The sequence below is a fragment of the Azospirillum brasilense genome, assembly GCF_008365405.1.
GTDB lineage: Bacteria > Pseudomonadota > Alphaproteobacteria > Azospirillales > Azospirillaceae > Azospirillum > Azospirillum brasilense_D.
Genome location: NZ_QOKV01000007.1, coordinates 23,276 through 42,852, shown reverse-complemented (window position 1 = coordinate 42,852; position 19,577 = coordinate 23,276). Strand labels below are relative to the sequence as shown.

At 68.8% G+C, this 19,577-nt stretch carries 17 protein-coding genes and 1 pseudogene; 9 read left to right on the top strand and 9 right to left on the bottom strand.

Features of this window, described 5'->3' with window-relative positions; translation table 11 throughout:
• Window positions 1–137 precede the first annotated feature (137 nt).
• Both parC and recO read right to left on the bottom strand, forming a co-directional pair.
• Window positions 138–2,408: a DNA topoisomerase IV subunit A gene (parC, locus tag DS837_RS13060; RefSeq protein ID WP_149165152.1), complete on the bottom strand. Its 2,271-nt coding sequence runs from the start codon at window positions 2,406–2,408 to the stop codon at window positions 138–140.
• A gap of 18 nt (window positions 2,409–2,426) precedes the next feature.
• Window positions 2,427–3,149: a DNA repair protein RecO gene (recO, locus tag DS837_RS13055; RefSeq protein WP_149165151.1), complete on the bottom strand. Its 723-nt coding sequence runs from the start codon at window positions 3,147–3,149 to the stop codon at window positions 2,427–2,429.
• Between the two features lie 204 nt (window positions 3,150–3,353).
• Between recO and DS837_RS13050 the strand changes: the two genes are divergently transcribed.
• Window positions 3,354–5,870, top strand: coding sequence for a sensor domain-containing protein (locus DS837_RS13050; RefSeq protein ID WP_149165150.1), 2,517 nt, complete (start codon window positions 3,354–3,356; stop codon window positions 5,868–5,870).
• Between the two features lie 114 nt (window positions 5,871–5,984).
• Window positions 5,985–6,368 carry a hypothetical protein gene (locus DS837_RS13045; protein ID WP_014198290.1) on the top strand — a complete coding sequence of 128 codons (384 nt, stop codon included), beginning with the start codon at window positions 5,985–5,987 and terminating at the stop codon, window positions 6,366–6,368.
• A gap of 12 nt (window positions 6,369–6,380) precedes the next feature.
• Here the strand turns inward: DS837_RS13045 and DS837_RS13040 are convergent, their stop codons facing one another.
• The 3 genes from DS837_RS13040 to DS837_RS13030 all read right to left on the bottom strand — a co-directional run bounded on the left by DS837_RS13040 (window position 6,381) and on the right by DS837_RS13030 (window position 9,846).
• Complete coding sequence (locus DS837_RS13040; RefSeq protein ID WP_109070310.1) at window positions 6,381–6,893, bottom strand: hypothetical protein; 513 nt, start codon at window positions 6,891–6,893, stop codon at window positions 6,381–6,383.
• A gap of 103 nt (window positions 6,894–6,996) precedes the next feature.
• Window positions 6,997–8,685 carry a DHA2 family efflux MFS transporter permease subunit gene (locus DS837_RS13035; protein ID WP_149165149.1) on the bottom strand — a complete coding sequence of 563 codons (1,689 nt, stop codon included), beginning with the start codon at window positions 8,683–8,685 and terminating at the stop codon, window positions 6,997–6,999.
• A gap of 54 nt (window positions 8,686–8,739) precedes the next feature.
• Window positions 8,740–9,846 carry an HlyD family secretion protein gene (locus tag DS837_RS13030; protein ID WP_149165326.1) on the bottom strand — a complete coding sequence of 369 codons (1,107 nt, stop codon included), beginning with the start codon at window positions 9,844–9,846 and terminating at the stop codon, window positions 8,740–8,742.
• 303 nt (window positions 9,847–10,149) lie between these two features.
• Between DS837_RS13030 and DS837_RS13025 the strand changes: the two genes are divergently transcribed.
• Entirely contained in the window at window positions 10,150–10,770 is a 621-nt protein-coding gene (locus DS837_RS13025; protein WP_149165148.1) for a TetR/AcrR family transcriptional regulator, read from the top strand.
• A gap of 11 nt (window positions 10,771–10,781) precedes the next feature.
• On the opposite strand, the gene DS837_RS13020 is transcribed toward DS837_RS13025, so the two are convergent.
• Window positions 10,782–11,357: a zinc-ribbon domain-containing protein gene (locus DS837_RS13020; RefSeq protein WP_425599251.1), complete on the bottom strand. Its 576-nt coding sequence runs from the start codon at window positions 11,355–11,357 to the stop codon at window positions 10,782–10,784.
• Between the two features lie 6 nt (window positions 11,358–11,363).
• A pseudogene (locus tag DS837_RS33320) lies at window positions 11,364–11,456 on the bottom strand (zinc-ribbon domain-containing protein); the annotation flags it as partial.
• Between the two features lie 219 nt (window positions 11,457–11,675).
• On the opposite strand from DS837_RS33320, the gene ftsE reads away from it, so the two are divergent.
• The 6 genes from ftsE (at window position 11,676) to DS837_RS12990 (ending at window position 18,107) form a co-directional block, all read left to right on the top strand.
• The gene (gene ftsE / locus DS837_RS13015) at window positions 11,676–12,356 is read left to right on the top strand and encodes a cell division ATP-binding protein FtsE (RefSeq protein WP_109070314.1); all 681 of its coding nucleotides are present in this window, start codon (window positions 11,676–11,678) and stop codon (window positions 12,354–12,356) included.
• Between the two features lie 35 nt (window positions 12,357–12,391).
• Window positions 12,392–13,294: a cell division protein FtsX gene (locus DS837_RS13010; RefSeq protein ID WP_149165146.1), complete on the top strand. Its 903-nt coding sequence runs from the start codon at window positions 12,392–12,394 to the stop codon at window positions 13,292–13,294.
• Between the two features lie 35 nt (window positions 13,295–13,329).
• Window positions 13,330–13,965 carry a YdcF family protein gene (locus DS837_RS13005; RefSeq protein WP_149165145.1) on the top strand — a complete coding sequence of 212 codons (636 nt, stop codon included), beginning with the start codon at window positions 13,330–13,332 and terminating at the stop codon, window positions 13,963–13,965.
• Window positions 13,966–13,978: 13 nt separating this feature from the next.
• Window positions 13,979–14,761: a lysophospholipid acyltransferase family protein gene (locus tag DS837_RS13000; protein ID WP_149165144.1), complete on the top strand. Its 783-nt coding sequence runs from the start codon at window positions 13,979–13,981 to the stop codon at window positions 14,759–14,761.
• On the top strand, window positions 14,761–15,738 hold the full coding sequence (locus tag DS837_RS12995) for an alpha/beta hydrolase family protein (protein ID WP_211102208.1): 978 nt from the start codon (window positions 14,761–14,763) through the stop codon (window positions 15,736–15,738). The genes DS837_RS13000 and DS837_RS12995 overlap by 1 nt, the downstream gene beginning before the upstream one ends.
• A gap of 119 nt (window positions 15,739–15,857) precedes the next feature.
• Window positions 15,858–18,107, top strand: coding sequence for an adenosylcobalamin-dependent ribonucleoside-diphosphate reductase (locus DS837_RS12990; RefSeq protein WP_149165143.1), 2,250 nt, complete (start codon window positions 15,858–15,860; stop codon window positions 18,105–18,107).
• Between the two features lie 6 nt (window positions 18,108–18,113).
• Here DS837_RS12990 and DS837_RS12985 read toward each other — a convergent pair whose 3' ends face one another.
• Both DS837_RS12985 and DS837_RS12980 read right to left on the bottom strand, forming a co-directional pair.
• Window positions 18,114–18,758: a DedA family protein gene (locus DS837_RS12985; RefSeq protein WP_247889910.1), complete on the bottom strand. Its 645-nt coding sequence runs from the start codon at window positions 18,756–18,758 to the stop codon at window positions 18,114–18,116.
• 99 nt (window positions 18,759–18,857) lie between these two features.
• Window positions 18,858–19,559 carry a glutamine amidotransferase gene (locus DS837_RS12980; protein ID WP_149165142.1) on the bottom strand — a complete coding sequence of 234 codons (702 nt, stop codon included), beginning with the start codon at window positions 19,557–19,559 and terminating at the stop codon, window positions 18,858–18,860.
• Window positions 19,560–19,577: the final 18 nt, after the last annotated feature.

Sequence of the window (19,577 nt, the reverse complement as noted above, 5' to 3'; positions counted from 1 at the left end):
ACTTCAAGTCCAAGCATGGCTCAACCCTACCAATTCGGGAACTTTCCGTCGGAAATTCCGCCAAAAGTGAAACGGGGAGCCTAAAGCCCCCCGTTTGCGTGCAACGTTAGGTAATACAGGTCAGATGAAGCGCCGTATCACGTAAAGCGGTTGACCTTCGGGAAGCCGTTGGGCGGCATCTTGCCCACGCCGGCGCGGTTGCCCAGCCAGCCGGTCAGGTTGGTGACGTTGAACTGCCGCTCGCCGTGCTTCCAGCTCAGTCCCTCGGCGATGGTGAAGACCTTGAGATCGGACAGGCTGCCGTCCTTGTACTTCTGAAGCTGCACACCCTTGCCACGGGCCATCACCGGCACCTGCTCCAGCGGGAAGACCAGCAGCAGGCGGTTGTTGCCGATGACGGCGACATGGTCGCCCTCCGCCGGGATGCAGATCTTGGCGTCCTTGTTGTCGTCGGGGTTGAGGACCTGCTTGCCGGAACGGGTCTGGGCGACGACCTCGTTCTCCTCGACCTGGAAGCCGCGCCCGTCCTCCGACGCGACCAGCAAGCGACGATCGGGCTGGTGCTTGAACAGGGTGATGATGTCCGCCTCGTTGCCGAGGTCGATCATCAGCCGCACCGGTTCGCCGAAGCCGCGCCCGCGCGGCAGCTTGTCGGCGGTCAGCGTGTAGAATTTGCCATTGGTGCCGAAGACGAGGAGCTTGTCGGTGGTCTCGCAATGGACCGAGAAGCCTTCCTTGTCGCCCTCCTTGTACTTCACGTCGAGGCGCTCGGCGTCGGTCAGGTGGCCGCGCACCGCGCGAATCCAGCCCTTCTGAGAGCACAGGACGGTCAGCGGCTCGCGCTCCACCATGGCGTCGACGGGGATGTCGATGATCGCCGTCGCGCCGGCCACCTGGGTCCGACGGTCCTCGCCGAAGCGCTTGCGCGTGTCCTCCGTCTCCTTGCCGATCCGTTCCCAGCGCAGGACCGTGTCGGAGAGAAGCTCCGTCAGCCCGGCCTTCTCGGCACTCAGCGCGTCGTTCTCGCGCTGGATCTCCATCTCCTCCAGCTTGCGCAGGTTGCGCAGCCGCATGTTGAGGATGGCCTCGGCCTGCACCTCGGTCAGGGAGAAGGCGCGCATCAGCTCCTGCTTCGGCTCGTCCTCCTCGCGGATGATGCGGATCACCTCGTCCAGATTCAGATAGGCGATCAGGTAGCCGCCCAGAACCTCCAGCCGGTGGTCGATCTTGGCCAGCCGATGCCGGGAGCGGCGCTCCAGAACCTCCATCCGATGGTCGAGGAAGGCGTCCAGCACCTCGAACAGGTTCATGACGCGCGGGGCGTTGTCCTTGCCCAGCACGTTCATATTCATGGCGAAGCGGATTTCCAGATCGGTCGTCTGGAACAGCGAGGCCATCAGGACCTCAGGGTCGACGTTGCGGCTCTTCGGCACCAGGACGAGACGCACATCCTCCGCCGACTCGTCGCGCACGTCCTCCAGCAGCAGCAGCTTGCGGTTGGTCAGAAGCTCGGCGATCTTCTCGACCAGCCGGGCCTTCTGCACCTGATAAGGCATCTCGGTGACGACGACCTGCCAGGTGCCCTGCCCCAGCTTTTCCACTTCCCACTTGGCGCGCAGGCGGAAGGAGCCGCGCCCGGTCCGGTATGCCTCCACCACGTTCGCCCGCGGCTCCACCAGCACGCCGCCGGTCGGGAAGTCGGGACCGGAGATCAGGGTGACCAGATCCTCGATCGACGGAGGGGGCGGCGCTGCCTTGTCGGCCAGGAGTGCCTTCTCGCAGCGCTGCCTGTACTTCACGATCAGCCGCAGGGCGGAGCAGAGCTGCGCGGCGTTGTGCGGCGGGATGTTGGTCGCCATGCCGACCGCGATGCCGCTGGAGCCGTTGGCCAGAAGGTTGGGGAAGTTGGCGGGCAGGACCGCCGGCTCGTCCCCATCGCCGTCGTAGGTCGGGCGGAAGTCGACCGCGTCCTCGTCGATGCCTTCCAGCAGGGCCTTGGCGACGTCGGTCAGGCGCGCCTCGGTGTAACGCATGGCCGCGGCGTTGTCGCCGTCGATGTTGCCAAAGTTCCCCTGGCCGTCCACCAGCGGGTAGCGCACCGCGAAGTCCTGCGCCAGACGAACCAGCGCATCGTAGACCGAGGTGTCGCCGTGCGGGTGGAACTTGCCGATCACGTCGCCGACCACGCGGGCCGACTTCTTCGGCGGCGTCGAGGGGTCGAGCCGCAGCTGGCTCATGGCGTAGAGCAGCCGCCGGTGCACCGGCTTCAGCCCATCGCGCACGTCGGGCAGCGACCGCGCCATGATGGTGGACAGCGCGTAGCTCAGGTACCGCTCGCTCAGCGCGTCGCGGAGCGGCTTCTCCTGGATGTCGAGGACGGGGTCTTGGGCAGGGTCTCGGGACGTCATGGCGCGTGAATACCAAATCTAGCGGCCACGCGCCACAATGTTCTCGTAACGTTCTCTTAATCGCAGCCGCGCGGGCGGCAGCGGGCCGTTCAGCAGATGACGCTCCAGGAAATGGCCGGTCAGGCGCAGCCCCTCCCCGACCGCCTGCGGTCCGCCGCCGCCCAGCCCGATCAGGAATCCGGGCAGCGGCAGCAACCGGTCGCGGTAGGGTTCCCCGGCCGACGCCGACACCGCGCGCCCAGTGCGCGGGCTGACATAGGCGAGGTAGTCGTTCGCCCCGGTGACCGCGCAGCGGTCGAGATCCAGCCCGAATCCGAGCTCCGCCAGCAGCCCGACCTCCCACCGCACATAGGACTCGGCCCAGGCGTCGCCGGCCAGCAGGCCGAACAGCGCCAACAACCCGTCGAACAGCGCCGGGTGCGGCTGGTGTTCCGGAAGAGCGGCTTCGGCCAGCGCGCAGGCGGCGGTCAATGCCGCGAGTCGCGGCGGGTCGTCCAGGAAAGCGGCGGAATAGCCTTGCACCACCTCCAGCGTCAGGTTGCCCAGATGCTCCGGCAGGCGCCCGCGCCAGCGCGCCGACACCAGCGTGCCCGGCTCCAGCGCCGCCCGCGTCCGGCTGGACCGCCCGCCCATGACCATGCCCGCATGCCGCCCATGATCCCGCGTCAGCAAGGTGACGACCGCCGAGGTCTCGCCATGCGGCCGCGCCGACAGCACAACCCCCTGATCGGACCATTCCATAGGCCTGCTTCCTTACGTTGACGAACCGCGGCCGACTCGCCTGCGGTACCCGGGCCGGCCACGGGGCGCCCGCGACGCGGGATCGGTCAATTTTTCCGCCAGCATGGCGCAAATCCTTCGCAACAGGGCTTCATTTCTCATTCACCATTCGGGCACTATGTTGCGAGTGACAGAATGCGGGCGCACCGCAGCGGTGAGGGGGCTTTGAACAGCACGATCGAGCGATATCTGCTGGCCGAGAAAGCCGGCTCCGAGGGCGTCTGGGATTGGGACCTTCGCAACGATACGATGTTCCTGTCTCCCCGCTTCAAGGAGTTTCTCGGCCTGCCGCCGGGCGAGATCAATCGCCCGGAAGATTGGCTCGACCGCGTCCACCTGGACGACATCGACTGGCTCTACGCCTCCTTCGAAGGCCAGATGGTTGGCGTCTCGCTGCCTTTCCAGATCGAGCACCGCGTTCGTCGCATCGGAGTCGGCGCATCTCCGGGCGACAGCGACGCCCATTGGCGTTGGTTGGTCTGCCGCGGCATGGCGGTGACCGACGAATCGGGTGACCCGGTCCGTCTCGTCGGGTCGGTCGCCGACATCACCGACCGCAAGCACGCCGAACGCCAGTTGCGCAAGAGCGAGGAACGCTACGCGCTCGCCGCCGCGGCCAGCAATGACGGTTTGTGGGACTGGGATCTCGACGCCGGGACCGCCTATTACTCGCCGCGCTGGCTGTCGCTCCTCGGGCTGGAGGAAGGCAGCGTCGGCAGCAGCCCGGACGAATGGATGGAGCGCGTCCATCCCGAGGACCGCCGTTCCCTGCGCGAGGCGCTCGACGCCCTGGGCGGCGCCAACACCGTGTTTCAGATCGAATACCGCGTGCACCACGCCGATGGCGGCATCCGCTGGATGGCCTGCCGCGGCATCGCCGTGCTGGACGCCCAGGGCCGCCCGGTCCGGTTGGTCGGCAGCCAGGCCGACGTTACCGACCGCAAGTCCGCCGAGCAACGCCTGCTGCAGAGCGAGGAGCGCTACGCGCTGGCCGCCGCCGGCGCCAACGACGGGCTGTGGGACTGGCGGCTGGACAACGACGAGGTCTACTACTCGCCGCGCTGGGCGGCCATGCTGGGTTTCGCCGTGGACAGCCTGTCCAACCGCATCGGCGAATGGTTCGACCGCGTGCATCCCGACGATCTGGCCGGGCTGCGCACCGCCGTCGACCTCCACCTGTCCGGCGAGCGGGAAAATCTCCAGCACGTCTTCCGCATCCGCGCCGCCGACGGGGACGAGCTGTGGATGCTGGTCCGCGGCCTCGCCGTTCGCGACGGGTCGGGCCGGTCGGTGCGGATCGCCGGCTCGATGACCGACATCACCGCCCAGAAGAGGGCGGAACAGCAACTCCTGTTCGACGCCTTCCACGACGGCATGACCGGGCTGCCCAACCGCACCCTGCTGCTGGACCGCATCGGGCAGGCGCTCGACCGCAACCGGCGGGCCGGCGGCAAGGCCTTCGCCGTCATCTTCGTCGATCTCGACCGCTTCAAGTCGATCAACGACGCGCTGGGGTCCAGCGTCGGCGACCGGCTGTTGAAAACCATCGCCGAGCGGCTGGACGAGACCCGCCGCATGGGCGACACGCTGGCCCGCTTGTCGGCGGACGAGTTCGCCGTGCTGCTGGACGGCATCGACGACGTGGGCGACGCCCTGACGGCGGCGGAGCGCATGGGCGAGGCCGTCGCGCGGCCCTTGGCGCTGGATGGGCACGAATTCGTCCTGTCCGCCTCCATCGGCATCGCGCTCAGCGTTTCCGGCTACGACCGGGCGGAGGAGATGCTGCGCGACGCCAGCCTCGCCATGTACCGCGCCAAGTCGGGCGGACGGGCGCGCATCGACGTGTTCGACAGCAATCTGCGCCGTCAGGCCATGGCCCAGATGCGCACGGAAACCGACCTGCGCACGGCGCTGGAGCAGAACCAGCTCGTCCTCTACTACCAGCCGATCGTCGCCCTGTCCTCGGGCCACATCGCCGGGTTCGAGGCGCTGATGCGCTGGAAGCATCCGGAGCGCGGGCTGGTCCCGCCGGGCGAATTCATCCCGCTGGCCGAGGAATCGGGGCTGATCGTGCCGATGGGCCGCTGGGCGTTGCGCGAGGCGGCGCGCCAGCTCGGCCAGTGGCAGGCACGCTTCCCCCGCCCTGCTCCGTTGTTCATGAGCGTGAACGTCTCCTCCCGCCAGTTCAGCGACGACGACCTGATCGGGCTGGTCAGCGAAGTTCTCCAGGAAAGCCGGGTCCCGCCGTCCAGCCTGAAGCTGGAGATCACGGAAAGCCTGCTGATGAAGGACCCCGCCAAGTGCCGGGTGCTGATGCAGGGCATCCGCGACATGGACGTGCGCCTGTCCATCGACGATTTCGGCACCGGCTATTCGTCGCTGTCCTACCTGCACAAGTTCCCGGCGGACACGCTGAAGATCGACCGCAGCTTCGTCCAGGCCATCTCGTCGGGCGAGGGCAACGCGGCCATCGTGCAAGTGATCGCCACGCTGGCCGCCATCCTGGGCATGGAGGCGGTCGCCGAAGGGGTGGAGACCGAATTGGAGTCGGAGTTCCTGCGCGACATCATGTGCAAGTACGCGCAGGGCTACCTCTACGCCCGCCCGGCCCCCGCCGACGCCATCGAGGCGCTGCTGCTCCGCGAGGCGGAGGAACCGCTGGTCCTTCCCAGCCTGGCGTAAGCCTCCGCATCCCCTTATCCCGGCCCCGGCCCCATCCAACGGACACTTTCCCCGGCACCGTTCTTTGTGCGAGTGTCCGCGCTCTTTCACCGGGACAGATCAGGATTTCGCGTTATGGCCGACCGCAACTGCGGAGAATGCACGCTGTGCTGCAAGCTGATGGGCGTGCCCGAACTGAAGAAGCCCTCGGCCAAATGGTGCGTGTCCTGCGACCAGGGCAAGGGCTGCACCGTCTATGAGGAGCGTCCGCAATCCTGCCGGAACTTCCAGTGCTTCTGGCTGATGGACGAGAATTTTCCGGATGAGTTCCGGCCCGACCGCATCCACGCCCTGGCCGCCTTCAACGACGTGAAGGACAGCTGCGTCCTCCATGTCGATCCGGCCAAGCCGCGCGCCATGTCCAGCCCGAAGGTCAACGCCCTGATCGACGCGCTTCTCAAGAGCTACGCCAAGGTGTTCGTGCTGTCCGGAAAGGAAAGCGCGCTGATCCAGCGCTGATCGCCGGCGCGGTCACCCCCCGCGGAAATTGAGCAGGCTCGGCGCCTTGTCGATGATCTCCTCCAGGATCAGGGAGGCGGTCTCCAGATCGCGCTCCAGGTCCGCGCCGAGCTTGCCGGCGTAGTTGGGACGCTTCAGCTTCTCGTGGGCGTCGTGCAGGCTGCGGAGCTCCGCCACGAAGATCTCGCGGGCGCCCATCGGCAGGATCGGGTTTGCCGACAGCACGAAGAAGAAGCGCATGCTCGCCCGCACGAGAAGGGCCAGCATCACCGTGTCCAGCCGCTCGAACTGGTCGCGCAGGTCGTCGGACCGGGTGTCCACAAGGTTGCGCAGCCGCTGCTCGATCAGGATCACCAGCGCCTGGAACTCGCCCACCTTGTCGCGGAACTCGCGGTAGGCGCCGAAGCTGTGCTTGCTCGCCTCATGCTCGGCCAGTTGGGCGAGCTTCGACGCCTCCCGGCACTGGCGTTCCAGCGCGGACAGCAGTTCCTTGACTTCGGCGCGGGTGTATTGGCGCTTGCTCATGACGGTGGAAAGACCCTTCGACGCGACGGCCTGCCCTATAGCACGAAGACGGGCGCCGGTCACCGGGACGCTTCACCGCCGCGACGAGTGGAGGGCCGAAGGATCAGTGATCCGCCGCCACCGGCTTGCCGCCGGGGCGCCGCACCAGCGGCATCAGCAGGAGCCCGGCGAAGAACACCCCGGCCATCAGCAGCAAACAGTCGTTGAAGGTCAGCACCATCGCCTCGCGCTCAACCATCCGGGCCAGCGTCTTCATGGCGGCGGCCTGCGGGTCGGCGACCAGCCCGTCGAACTTGGCGGCCAGCCCGTCCAGCGTTTCCTGCACCAGCGGGCGGGCGAGGTTCAGATTGTCGCCCAGCCGGTTCATGTGCAGGGAGGCCCGCTCCAGCAGCACCGTGTTGATCGCCGCCAGACCGATGGCGCCGCCGAGGTTGCGCATCAGGTTGTAGAGGCCGGACGCGTTCTTGAGCTGCTCCGGCGGCAGGGTGCCGAGCGCGATGGTGTTCACCGGGATGAAGCACAGCATCAGCGACAGGCCGCGCACCGCCTGCGGCAGGAACAGCTCCCAGAAGCCCGACTGGTTGGTCAGGTGGGCGTTCAGCCAGACGCCCGTCCCGAACAGGCACAGCCCCAGCGCCAGCATCACCCGCAGGTCCATCTTCTTGGACAGCACGCCGGCGATGGGGGCGGACAGGAACTGGAAGGCGCCGGTCACGAACATGATCGTGCCGATCTGCAGGCTGTTCAGCCCGCGCACCCGCGCCAGGAACAGCGGCTGCAGGTAGACCGCCCCGTAGAGCCCGATGCCGATGATGAAGCTGTAGAGCGAGCCGATGGCGAAGTTGCGGTCCAGGAAGGCGCGCAGCTCGACGATCGGGTTGCGGTAGGTCAGGACCCGCCAGAAGAAGCCGACGGCGGACACCGCGGCGACCACGGCGAAGATCGCCACATACTCGTCCTGGAACCAGTCCTGGCGCGGCCCTTCCTCCACAACGAACTCCAGGCTGCCGAGGAAGGCGGCCATCAGCCCCAGACCGATGAAGTCGAAGCCCTTGCGCAGCGCCGGGTTGGGCTTGTCCACGTCGACCAGAGTCCAGACCAACGAGGTCACGGCGATGCCCGGCAGCACGTTGGCCAGGAACAGCCAGTGCCAGGAGAAGCTCTGGGTCAGCCAGCCGCCCAAAGTCGGCCCGAGCGTCGGCGCCATGGTGGCGACCAGACCGATCATCACCGACACCCCGGCCCGCTTTTCCGGCGGGAACAGGGAGAAGCTGGTGGCGAAGACGGTCGGGATCATCGCGCCGCCGATGAAACCCTGGAGCGCCCGCCACACGATCATCGATTCGATGCTGGAGGTGAAGGCGCAGGCGACGCTGGTCAGGGTGAAGCCGGCGGCGGCGATGGTGAACAGCACGCGGGTGGAGAGAATCCGCGCCAGCATGCCGGACAGCGGGATCATCACCACCTCGGCGATGAGGTAGGAGGTCTGGACCCACGAGATCTCGTCGGCGCTGGCCGCGAGGCCCGCCTGGATCTCCGACAGGGAGCTGGAGACGATCTGGATGTCCAGGATCGCCATGAACATGCCGACGACCATGGACAGGAAGCCCAGCCAGTCGCGCGTGGTCACCGGACGCGGTCCCGCCGTGGGCGGGAAAGAAGGAGCCGCCGCGCCCCGGCCCGCGGGGGGCGGGGGAGTTTGGAGCCGGGACGCGGCGGCCTCGCCGCCCGCGTCCGCCGGGGGATTGGCGTCGCGGGCGGTGGGCGTGTCGTCGTTGGTGATGGCGGTCATGGTCGCCCTCTCCAGGACGAAAGAGATTGGGACGAAAAACGGTTGTTGGCGCGGTTACTTCGACGCGACCGTCCGGCCGGGAACCAGCGCGCCCATGACGGTGCCCGCGCTGTGCGGCTGCTCCTCGGCGCCACGGGTGTCCACCTCGGCGACCACCGACAGGCCGGGGCGCAGCAGGCCGGACAGTGCGCTGTCGCGCGGCAGGGCGATGCGCACCGGCACGCGCTGGACGATCTTGGTGAAGTTGCCGGTCGCGTTCTCCGGCGGCAGCAGGCTGAACTGCGAGCCCGACGCCGGGGCGAAGCTCTCCACCCGGCCATGCAGCGGCTTGCCCGGATAGGCGTCGATCTCCACCGTCACCGGCTGGCCGGGGCGCATGCGGGCGAGCTGCGTCTCCTTGAAGTTGGCGACCACATAGACGTCGGGCAACGGCACCAGCGAGAGAAGCTGCACGCCCGGACGCGCGTACTGGCCGACCTGGACGCCGCGGTTGCCGACCACCCCGTCCACCGGGGCGCGGATGACCGTGTTGTTCAGATCGTTGCGCGCGGTCTGCAGGGCGGCCTCCGCCTGACGCAGGCGGGCGTCGGTCTCGCTGCGGTTGGCGTTCAGCACGCCGACCTGATCCTGTTCCGCGACCAGCGCGGCGCGGGTGCGGGCGGTTTCGGCCACCGCCTTGCGCAGATCGGCATCCGCCGTCTCGAACTTCTGGCGGCTGGCCCAACTGTCGCTGGCGAGCGCGCGGGTGCGGTCGAAATCCTGCTGGGCACGGCGCTGTTCGGCCTCCGCGCTGGCGACCGAGGCGGCGGCCTGATCGATGATCGCCTTCTGGAGCTGCAGCTTGCTGTCGAGGGTGCCGAGCGCCGCCTTTTGCGCGGCGACGTTGGCCTCGGCCTCCGCGACCTTGGCGCGGAAGTCCTGGTCGTCCAGGACCGCCAGGACGTCGCCCGCGGCCACCTGCTGGTTCTCCGCCACCCGGACGTCGCGCACATAGGCGGAGACCTTGGGGCTCACCACCGTGATGTCGCTGTGGACATAGGCGTTGTCGGTCGACTCGAAAAAGCGACCCTCGGTCCACCAGCCCCAGCCGGCGTAGCCGCCACCGGCCAGCGCCGCCACCGCCACACCCGACAGAACGATCTTTCGCACGGCCTTGACCATCGTGATCCAACCCACCCGTTTCGGCTCTTTGCCCGGCGGGGAGCGGCTTGGCGCCGCGCCGGAACTGAACCGTTCAGTTTAGTCTTGCGGAAAAATGATCGCGACCCTACCTGTTGTCAAGAGTGAACTGAACGGTCTAGTTTTAACGTTTGGGATTGTGGTTGAATGCGGAACGCGCTACGGCAGCGGGGACTCGGCGCACGAAGCCCCGCAAGCACCGCCGGCACCGTGGTAGAACAGGACGCAAGGTCGGTGGCAGGACACCCGGTTTCAGGACATCCGGTTTCAGGACACGAGGAACGCATGAGCACGCTGGTCGCCCCCACCCCGGAGGCAGGATCGAAGCCCGCGCAGATCCTGGAGGCCGCCGGAAAGCTGTTCCTGGACCATGGCTACGGCGCCGTCAGCATGGACGCCATCGCCAAGACGGCCAACGTGTCCAAGGCGACCCTCTACGCCCATTTCGGCAGCAAGGACGAGCTGTTCCGCGTCATGGTCGCCCGCGAATGCAAGGGACAGGCGATGGCCGCCGTCTGCGAAGAGGCGCGCGCGCTCGACATGGCCGACGGGCTGCGCCTGATCGCCCGCCATTTCGTCACGCTGATCCTGTCGCCGCAGGCGCTGGCCGGCTACCGCGTGGTGGTCGGCGAGGCGCACCGCTTCCCCGAGCTGGCGAGCGCCTTCTACGAGGCCGGCCCGGCCCGCACCATGGAGCACATCAGCGCCTTCATGACGGACCTCGACCGCCGCGGCCAGCTGCGCATCCCCGACCCGCTGCTGGCGGCGGAGCAGTTCGTCGGACTCGTCAAGTCGCACACGCATCTGCGTTTCATGCTGTGCCTGTCCGAGCGCCCGACGGAGGAGCAGTTGACCCGGATCGTCGACGGCGCGGTCTCCCTGATCATCCGGGGCTACGCGCCATAACGGGCCTGCGGTCAGCGACCGCCGTCGAAGGTGATCATGACCTCCAGCACCCCGGCGGCGTCCGCCTGGACATCGCGGAAGGTGGCGATCTCACCGGGAAGGATCTGCGGCGGCACCGGCTCGACGGTCCAGTTCCGCAACGGCTGGCGGTCGGCGCCCAGCGCGGTGACCCGCAGCGTCGGCACCGTGCGCAGCGTCTCGGAGGTGTTGACAATCTGCCCCTCCACCAGCAGAGCGGTCTTGCCGTCTTCGGCCTTCTGTTCCGAGCGGACGTTCTGAAGCTGGAGGCCGGTGCCCGGCGGCTCCACCGGCAGGCCGACCGTCTCGTAGAACAGGGCGGCCGGAGGCCACAACCGCACCACGGTGGCGCGGCCGAAGTAACCGGCGGCGGCGATGGCCAGCAGCACCGCCATGAAGGCCCCCCAACCGACCAGCGCCCGGCGCCGCGCGCCGGGTTCCGCCGGGGGTTTGGCGGTTTCCTTCTTCTTGGAGGACGGCGTCTTGGAGGATGGCGGCGGGACCGGGTGGAACTCGGTCACCGCGTCGGGATGGAGGACGGAATCGTCCTGCGGCGACTGCCACCACATGTGGCCGCATTGGGCGCAACGCACCTTCCGGCCCTGCGGACCGACCGCCGAATCGGCAAGAGTGTACCGTGTGTCGCAGGCCGGGCAGGTGATGATCATAGATGCCGATCGTTGTCACCGAAATTGCAGACTGTCCTTATAGGTAGTCATGAGGTGTGAAGCAAGGAACGCACGGGCGCCGCGCGCGGCCGTCCCAAACCGGATGATCGGTGCCGCAGGACGGACAGCGGTGGACGCGCCGGCCCCTGCCGGTGCATTGTCCGTCCGCGCACCCGGCGGGACGCCGCCGGGGCCTTCCGTTGCGCCTTTGGTGGGACCGTGATCCGTTTCGAGAATGTGGGACTGCGCTATGGCACCGGACCGGAGGTGCTGCGCGACATCAGCTTCACCCTGCCGCCCGGCTCGTTCCATTTCATGACGGGGGCGAGCGGGGCCGGCAAGTCGTCGCTGCTCAAGCTGATGTATCTGGCGCTCCGCCCGTCGCGCGGGCTGGTCACCCTGTTCGGCAAGGACATGGCGCGGGTCAAGCGCGCCGACCTGCCGGCGCTGCGCCGCCAGATCGGCGTGGTGTTCCAGGACTTCGCCCTGCTCGACCATCTCTCGGCGCTCGACAACGTGGCGCTGCCCCTGCGCATGGGCGGTGCCCGCGAATCGGACGTGGTGGAACACTGCACGGAGATCCTGCGCTGGGTGGGCTTGGGCAACCATCTGAACTCCCTGCCCTCCACCCTGTCGGGCGGGCAGCAGCAGCGCGTCGCCATCGCCCGCGCGGTCATCAACCGCCCGCGCCTGCTGCTGGCGGACGAGCCGACCGGCAACGTGGACGACGGCATCGGCATGCGCCTTCTGTATTTGTTCGAGGAGCTTCACAAGCTGGGCACCACCGTGGTCATCGCCTCCCACAACGAGGCGCTGATCCGCCGCTTCGAGCACCCGCGCCTGATGCTGGAGAACGGGCGCCTGCACGTCCTGCCGGCGCACGCCTCGCGCTGGGCCTGAGATGGAGGCCTGAAGATGGGGGAAGGAGACACGCCATGGCCCTGCCGCCGCTGACCCGCCGAAACTCCGACCTGCCGCTGGCGAAGGACCCGACCTCGCGCTTCCTCATGGGATTGACCGCGCTGATGGTCTATCTGGCGGCGCTGGCGCTGGCCGGAGCCCTGCTCGTCTCCGACATGACCCGGCGCTGGGACAGTGGTCTGGCCGGCGGACTGACGGTGCAGATCATGCCGCTCCCCGACAGCGCCCAGGCCGCCCCGCTGGAGGAGCGGACGGAGGCCGCGCTGACCGTTCTGCGCTCGACTCCGGGCATTTCGACCGCCAGCGTCCTGTCCAGCGGCGACGTCGGCCGGCTGCTCGAACCCTGGCTGGGCAAGGAGGCCGCCGACCCGCTGCTGCCGATGCCGCGGCTGATCGACGTAATGACCAACGGGCCGGTGGACACGGCGGCGCTGTCCGCGCGCCTGACCTCCGCCGCCCCCGGCGCCACGCTGGACGACCACGCCGTGTGGCTGGCCGACCTGCGACGCTTCGCCGGGGCGATGCATCTGGCGGCGCTGGGCATCGTCGCGCTGATCGGCGGGGCGGGCGTGATGGCGGTGATCTTCGCCGTGCGCTCCGGCCTCGCCATCCACCGCCATGTGGTGGAACTGCTGCACCTGATGGGGGCCACCGATCGCTATGTGGCGCGGCAGTTCGAATCGCACGTCATCGGCCTCACCCTGCGCGGCGGGATGACCGGGCTGCTGCTGGCCGCCGGCACGCTGGGCGGGATCGGCCACGCCGCCGCCGGGCTTCACGCCAGCCTGCTGCCGGACCTCGCCACCTCGCCCTGGTGGGCCGTCGCCGCGCTGGCCGCCGTGCCGCTGGCCGCCTGCCTGCTGGCCGCCCTGACCGCGCGCTGGACGGTGCTGCGCACGCTGGAGTCGATGCCGTGACCGCCCGCCCGACCCGCCCGTCTGGAGGCTGAGCGATGGCCCACACGCGGCGCGCCCGCGTCCTGCGGGCTTTGCGACGGCTGCTGCTGCTGGCGATGCTGGGCGGGCTGGCGTGGCTCGGCGGGCTGTTCTGGTTCGCCGCGTCGATTCCCCGAACCCCACCGCCGCCCGGCAGCGCCGAGGCCACCCGCAACACCGATGCCATCGTCGTGCTGACCGGCGGCAGCGGCCGGTTGAGCACCGGGCTGGAACTGCTGGCCGACGGGCGGGCGCACCGGCTGTTCGTCTCCGGCGTCTATGAGGGGCTGGAGGTGCAGGAGTTGCTGAAGCGCTCCCGCCAGTTCCCCGGCGAGATGGAATGCTGCATCACGCTCGGCTATTCGGCGGACAGCACGGTCGGCAACGCCTACGAGACGGCGGACTGGCTGCGCGCGCAGGGCTACGGCTCGATGCGGCTGGTCACCGCCAATTACCACATGATGCGCAGCCTGCTGGAGTTCCGCATGGTGATCCCGGAGGTCGAGGTGGTGCCCCACCCCGTCGCCTCCCCCAACGTGCATCTGAACGACTGGTGGCTGTGGCCGGGCACGGCGAGCCTGCTGATGACCGAATACAACAAATACATTGTGACGCGGCTTCGCTACGCGCTTGAGAAGCTGATCGAATCCTGACAAGTTCCCGGCCATGATCTTCCTGCGTTCCCTCGCCTTCAACGTCGCCTTCTATGTGTGGACGGCGGTCATCTGCGTCGGCATCCTGTGGTCGCTGCTGCTGCCGCGACGCAGCATGATCCGCGTGATCACGTGGTATTTCGGCACCGTCTCGTGGTTGGAGCGCACGCTCGTCGGCATCCGTTACGAGGTGCGCGGGCGGGAGCATGTTCCCCAGAGCGGGTCCTTCCTCCTGGCCGCCAAGCACCAGTCGGCCTGGGAGACGATGAAGCTGCACTTCCTCGTCAACGATCCGGCGATCATCCTGAAGCGGGAGCTTCTGTGGATTCCCATCTGGGGCTGGTACGCCGCCAGATCCCGGATGATCGCCGTCGACCGCGGCGCCAAGGGCCGCGCCGTCGCCTCGATGGTCCGGAACGCCCGCCCGGTGCGGGACGAGGGGCGGCCCATCGTGATCTTCCCGCAGGGCACACGGGTCGCCGTCGGCGCCTACCGACCCTACCGGATCGGCGTCGGCGTGCTCTACGACCATCTCAAAATCCCCATCGTGCCGATGGCGCTGAACGCCGGCCTCTACTGGGCACGCAACAGCTTCATCAAGCGGCCCGGCACCATCATGGTGGAATTCCTGCCCCCCATCCCGCCGGGCCTGGGCCGCGCCAAGGCCATGCAGGAGTTGGAAGAGCGGCTGGAGGCGGCCACCGACCGGCTGGTCGTCGCCGCGGGCGGCCCGGCGACCGTGCGGCCGAAGGCGGCGGAACCGGTCACCGCCGACGTGGCCGAAACCGCGTCCTGATGCGCCGGGGCGCGGCCTTCGCCATCCTCGCCGGACTTCTCCTGGCGACGGCGACCGGCGCGCGAGCCCAGTCGCAGCCGAGCGCGGAACGCTTCTCCAACGCCGCGGTGAGCGAGGGCGTCACCATCACCCGCAAGGCCTGCGCCACGCTGGAAGCGCAGGAGACCGCCGCCTGGGTCGAGGTGGACGGGCGTGGGGAGTGCCTGCGCTACTACGCGGCGGGCCTGCGACCCGCCCCCGGCCCCAACCCCATCGCCGCGGCCTGGATGCACGGCGACATCATGGGGACCAAGCCGACCTCCGTCGGTCACCAGGAGGGGCTGGGCGTCGCCGCCATGATCGACCAGGAACGCGCCCTGGCGGAACGGTTCGGCATCCCCTTCCTGTTCCTCGCCCGGCCCGGCGCCTATGGCAGTTCCGGCCGCTTCTGGACGACGCGCCACACGCCGCGCGAGGCGGCCCTGATGAACGCCCTGCTCGACGTCCTGAAGGCCCGCTACGGCGTGACGGCATGGGCGCTGGGCGGGCACAGCGCCGGCGGCACGCTGACCGCGGAGTTCCTCACCCGCCGCCACGATCTGCGCTGCGCGGTGATCTCCTCCGGCGCGCCGGCCTACCGCGCTTATCTGGAGGCGCGCGGGCTGCGGTCGCTGTTGGCCCGCCCGCAGGGCTGGTTCGACCCCACCGCATCGCTCGACCGCATCCCGCCCGATCCCGAACGCCGCGTCTTCGTCATCGGCGACCCGCGCGAGACCAACATCCCGTTCCACACCCAGCGCGGCTATTTCGACGCCCTGACGGCGCGCGGGCACGCGGCGTGGCTGGTGCCGCTGGAGCGGGCGCCCGCCCCGCGCCACCACAGCCTCGTGGACTTCGGCGAGACCGCTCTCGGCCTGTGCGGGTCCGGCGCCGACAGCGGGCACATCCTGGCGACGCTCAAGGCCATGCCGGATCAGCGGGAGCGGATCAGCAACTGACGACCGGAACACAAACGGAACAGCCGGGTTGACCCTCACGGAGGCGCACCCTACTCTTCGGATAGCGTTGTCGGCGGGCCGGCGCCATGGACCGGCCCGCCCGCGCAAGGGGAGGACGCATGACGGGGATCGCCACCATTTCCCAGCGGATCTGGGACATGAAGTACCGCTTCAAGTCCGCCGCGGGCGATCCCATCGACCAGACCGTCGCCGACACCTGGCGCCGCGTTGCCACGGCGCTCGCCGCGCCCGAGTCCGATCCTCAGGTCTGGGCGCCGCGCTTCGAGCGGGCGCTGTCCCGTTTCGAGTTCCTGCCCGCCGGGCGCATCCTGGCCGGGGCCGGCACCGGGCGGACGGTGACGCTGTTCAACTGCTTCGTCATGGGACGGATCGAGGACGACCTCGGCGCCATCTTCGCCCATCTGCGCGAAGCGGCGCTGACCATGCAGCAGGGCGGTGGCATCGGCTACGACTTCTCCACCCTGCGGCCCAAGGGCGCCCTCGTGAAGGGCGTCGGCGCCGACGCCTCCGGCCCGCTGTCTTTCATGGACGTGTGGGACAGCATGTGCCGGACCATCATGTCGGCGGGCGCCCGGCGCGGCGCGATGATGGCGACCCTGCGCTGCGACCATCCCGACATCGAGGATTTCATCGACGCCAAGCGCGAGCCCGGCCGGCTGCGCATGTTCAACCTGTCGGTCCTGGTCACCGACGCCTTCATGGACGCCGTGCGCGAGGACCGGCCCTGGCCGCTGGTTTTCGACGGGCAGGTCCACCGCGAGGTGCGGGCCCGCGGCCTGTGGGACCGCATCATGCAGGCCACCTACGCCTATGCGGAGCCGGGCGTCATCTTCATCGACCGGGTGAACGGGCAGAACAACCTGAGCTATTGCGAGTCCATCTCCGCCACCAACCCCTGCGGCGAGCAGCCGCTGCCCCCCTACGGCGCCTGCCTGCTCGGCTCGATCAACCTCGCCGCCCTGGTGCTCGACCCGTTCGAGGAGACGGCCCGGCTCGATACCGACCGGCTGAAGGAGCTGACGGCGCTCGCCGTGCGGATGATGGACAATGTGGTCGACGCCTCGCGCTTCCCATTGGAACCGCAGGCGCGGGAGGCCCACGCCAAGCGCCGCATCGGGCTGGGCGTCACCGGGCTGGCCGACGCGCTGATCCTCTGCCGCACGCGCTACGGCGGCGAGGCGGCGGTGGCGCTGACCGAGTCCTGGCTGAGGGTCATCCGCAACGAGGCCTACCGCGCTTCCGCCCTGCTCGCCGCGGAGAAGGGCGTCTTCCCGCTCTACGACCGCGACGCCTATCCGAACGCCCCGATGGTGCGCGGGCTGGACGAGGACGTGCGCGCCCTGATCGCCGAGCATGGCATCCGCAACGCCCTTCTGACCTCCATCGCGCCGACGGGCACGATCTCGCTGTTCGCCGACAACGTGTCGTCGGGGATCGAGCCGGTCTTCTCCTACAGCTACGAGCGCACCGTCCTGATGCCCGACGGCACCCGCCGCACGGAGGAGGTGAGCGACCACGCCTACCGCCTGTTCCGCGCGCGGTTCGGCAGCGACGCCCCCCTGCCCGACTGGTTCGTGGACGCGCAGTCCCTGACCCCGGCGGAGCATGTGGTGATGCAGGCGGCGGCCCAGCGCCATGTGGACAGCTCCATCTCCAAGACCATCAACTGCCCGGAGGACCTGCCCTTCGACGCCTTCAAGGACGTCTATTGGCAGGCCTACGAGCTGGGTTGCAAGGGCTGCACCACCTACCGCCCGAACGCGGTCACCGGCTCCGTCCTGTCAGTGAAGAAGGAAGGGGCGGCCTCGCCTCCCGTTCCGATGGCCAAGCCGCCCGACCGTCCGGAGACCCTGCCGGGGGAAACCTACAAGGTGCGCTGGCCGGACAGCGACCACGCCATGTACATCACCATCAACGACATCGTGGAGGACGGCCGCCGCCGGCCCTTCGAGGTCTTCATCAACTCCAAGAACATGGAGCATTACGCCTGGACGGTGGCGCTGACGCGGATGATCTCCGCGGTGTTCCGCCGCGGCGGCGAGGTCGGCTTCGTGGTGGAGGAATTGAAGGCGGTGTTCGACCCGCGCGGCGGCGCCTGGATGCAGGGCCGCTACGTCCCGTCCCTTCTGGCAGCCATCGGCGACGTGATCGAACGGCACCTCAAGGCCATCGGCCTGCTGCCCGACGACGGGGCCAAAGATGGGGCGCTGACCGCGCCACCCCACACCGGGCACGCCGGGCCGGACACGGCCGCCCTCCGGCAATGCCCGAAATGCGGCCAGCCCGGCCTGATCCGGCAGGAAGGCTGCGACAGCTGCCTCAATTGCGGCTATTCCAAATGCGCCTGAGGGCGGTTAGCACCGCAACGGTTCGCCGGAAATCGGCGGCGCCAGAACGCAGGGCGCGTCGCCCCCGTTCCGGGTGACCGTCGGCGTCGCCCTGGCGCCGGACAGGAGGTCTTCGATGCCGACGCCCTTCGCGATGGCGATGCCGGGCGCCATCATCAGGGGCACCCAGATCACCGCGGACAGCAGGTTGGCGGTCTGAAAGCTGTGGTGGGGCATCGCCATCATCCCGGCGGTGATCGGCACCACCGGCCGCAGCGGGCCAAGGAAGCGGGCGAGGAACACACTCTTGCCACCGTGGCGCAGGAAGAAGCGGCTGCCCCGCTCCAGAAGCTCGGGCCGCTGGCGGAACGGCCAGACGACCGGGACACGATCGCCGAACACCCGGCCGAGCCAGTAGGACACGGCGTCCCCCAGCACCGCGCCCAGCGCGAGGGCGACGTAGACCTGCCAGAAACCGAGGGCACCGGAGGCGACCAGCGCGCCTCCCGCGGCGATCAGCACCACGCCCGGCACCACGAACCCGACGAAGGCCAGGGACTCCGCGAAGGCGCACAGGAAGAAGATCACCTCCGCCCAGGAGGCGTTCGCTTCGATGAAGGCGCTCCAACGCTCCATGCCGTCGATCAGCATGTTCCTTGCTGCGTCGTTCATTCAACTTCCCTGTGAGGCGGCTCGTCGGAGCGGACTGTGCCACAGATCGGCAGCGTCGTGCAGATCGGTGAAAATCTCATCCCGCCTCGCCGCACAGGGTCAGGCCACACCCTGAAGCCACTCGGCCAGCATTTTTTGCGCGGCCTCGCGCAGTTCCGGGCCGATCCGCGCCGCTTGGCCACGCAGCACGCGCGGGTCGATGCCGGCCCCCGCCAATTCGGCGGCATGGCCCGTCAGCCATCGCTCGATGCCGGCAGCCACATCGACCTCCGGATGGAATTGCAGGGCCAGCGCATGGCGGCCAACCGCGAACCCCTGGGTTGCGCAGAGCGGCGTCGACGCCAAGCTCTCCGCCCCGGCGGGGATCTGGAAGGCGTCCCCGTGCCAGTGGAGCACCGGAACGCCCTCCAGATGGCGAAGCGGCCCGGCCCGTCCGTCATCGGTCAGCGTGAGCGGGCCGAAGCCGATTTCCTTGTGGCCCATGGGGCGCACCGCAGCGCCGAGCGCCGTGGCGATCTGCTGCGCCCCGAGGCAGATGCCGAGCGTCGGGCGCCCCGCGGCCAGCCTCGCCTCCAGGAGGGATGCCTCCTCGGCGAGATACGGATAGGCGTCGCTGTCATAGACCCCGACGGGACCGCCGAGGACGATCAGCAGATCCGGCTCCAGCGGGTCGAGCGTCGCGAAGGGGGCCGCGTCGAGATCGTGATAACGCACCGTGTAGCCGGCATCCGACAGCACCGCGCCGAAGATGCCGAGGTCTTCAAAATGGACGTGCCGGATCGCCACCGCTGTCTTGTGCATGGGTCGCCTTCCCTTCCC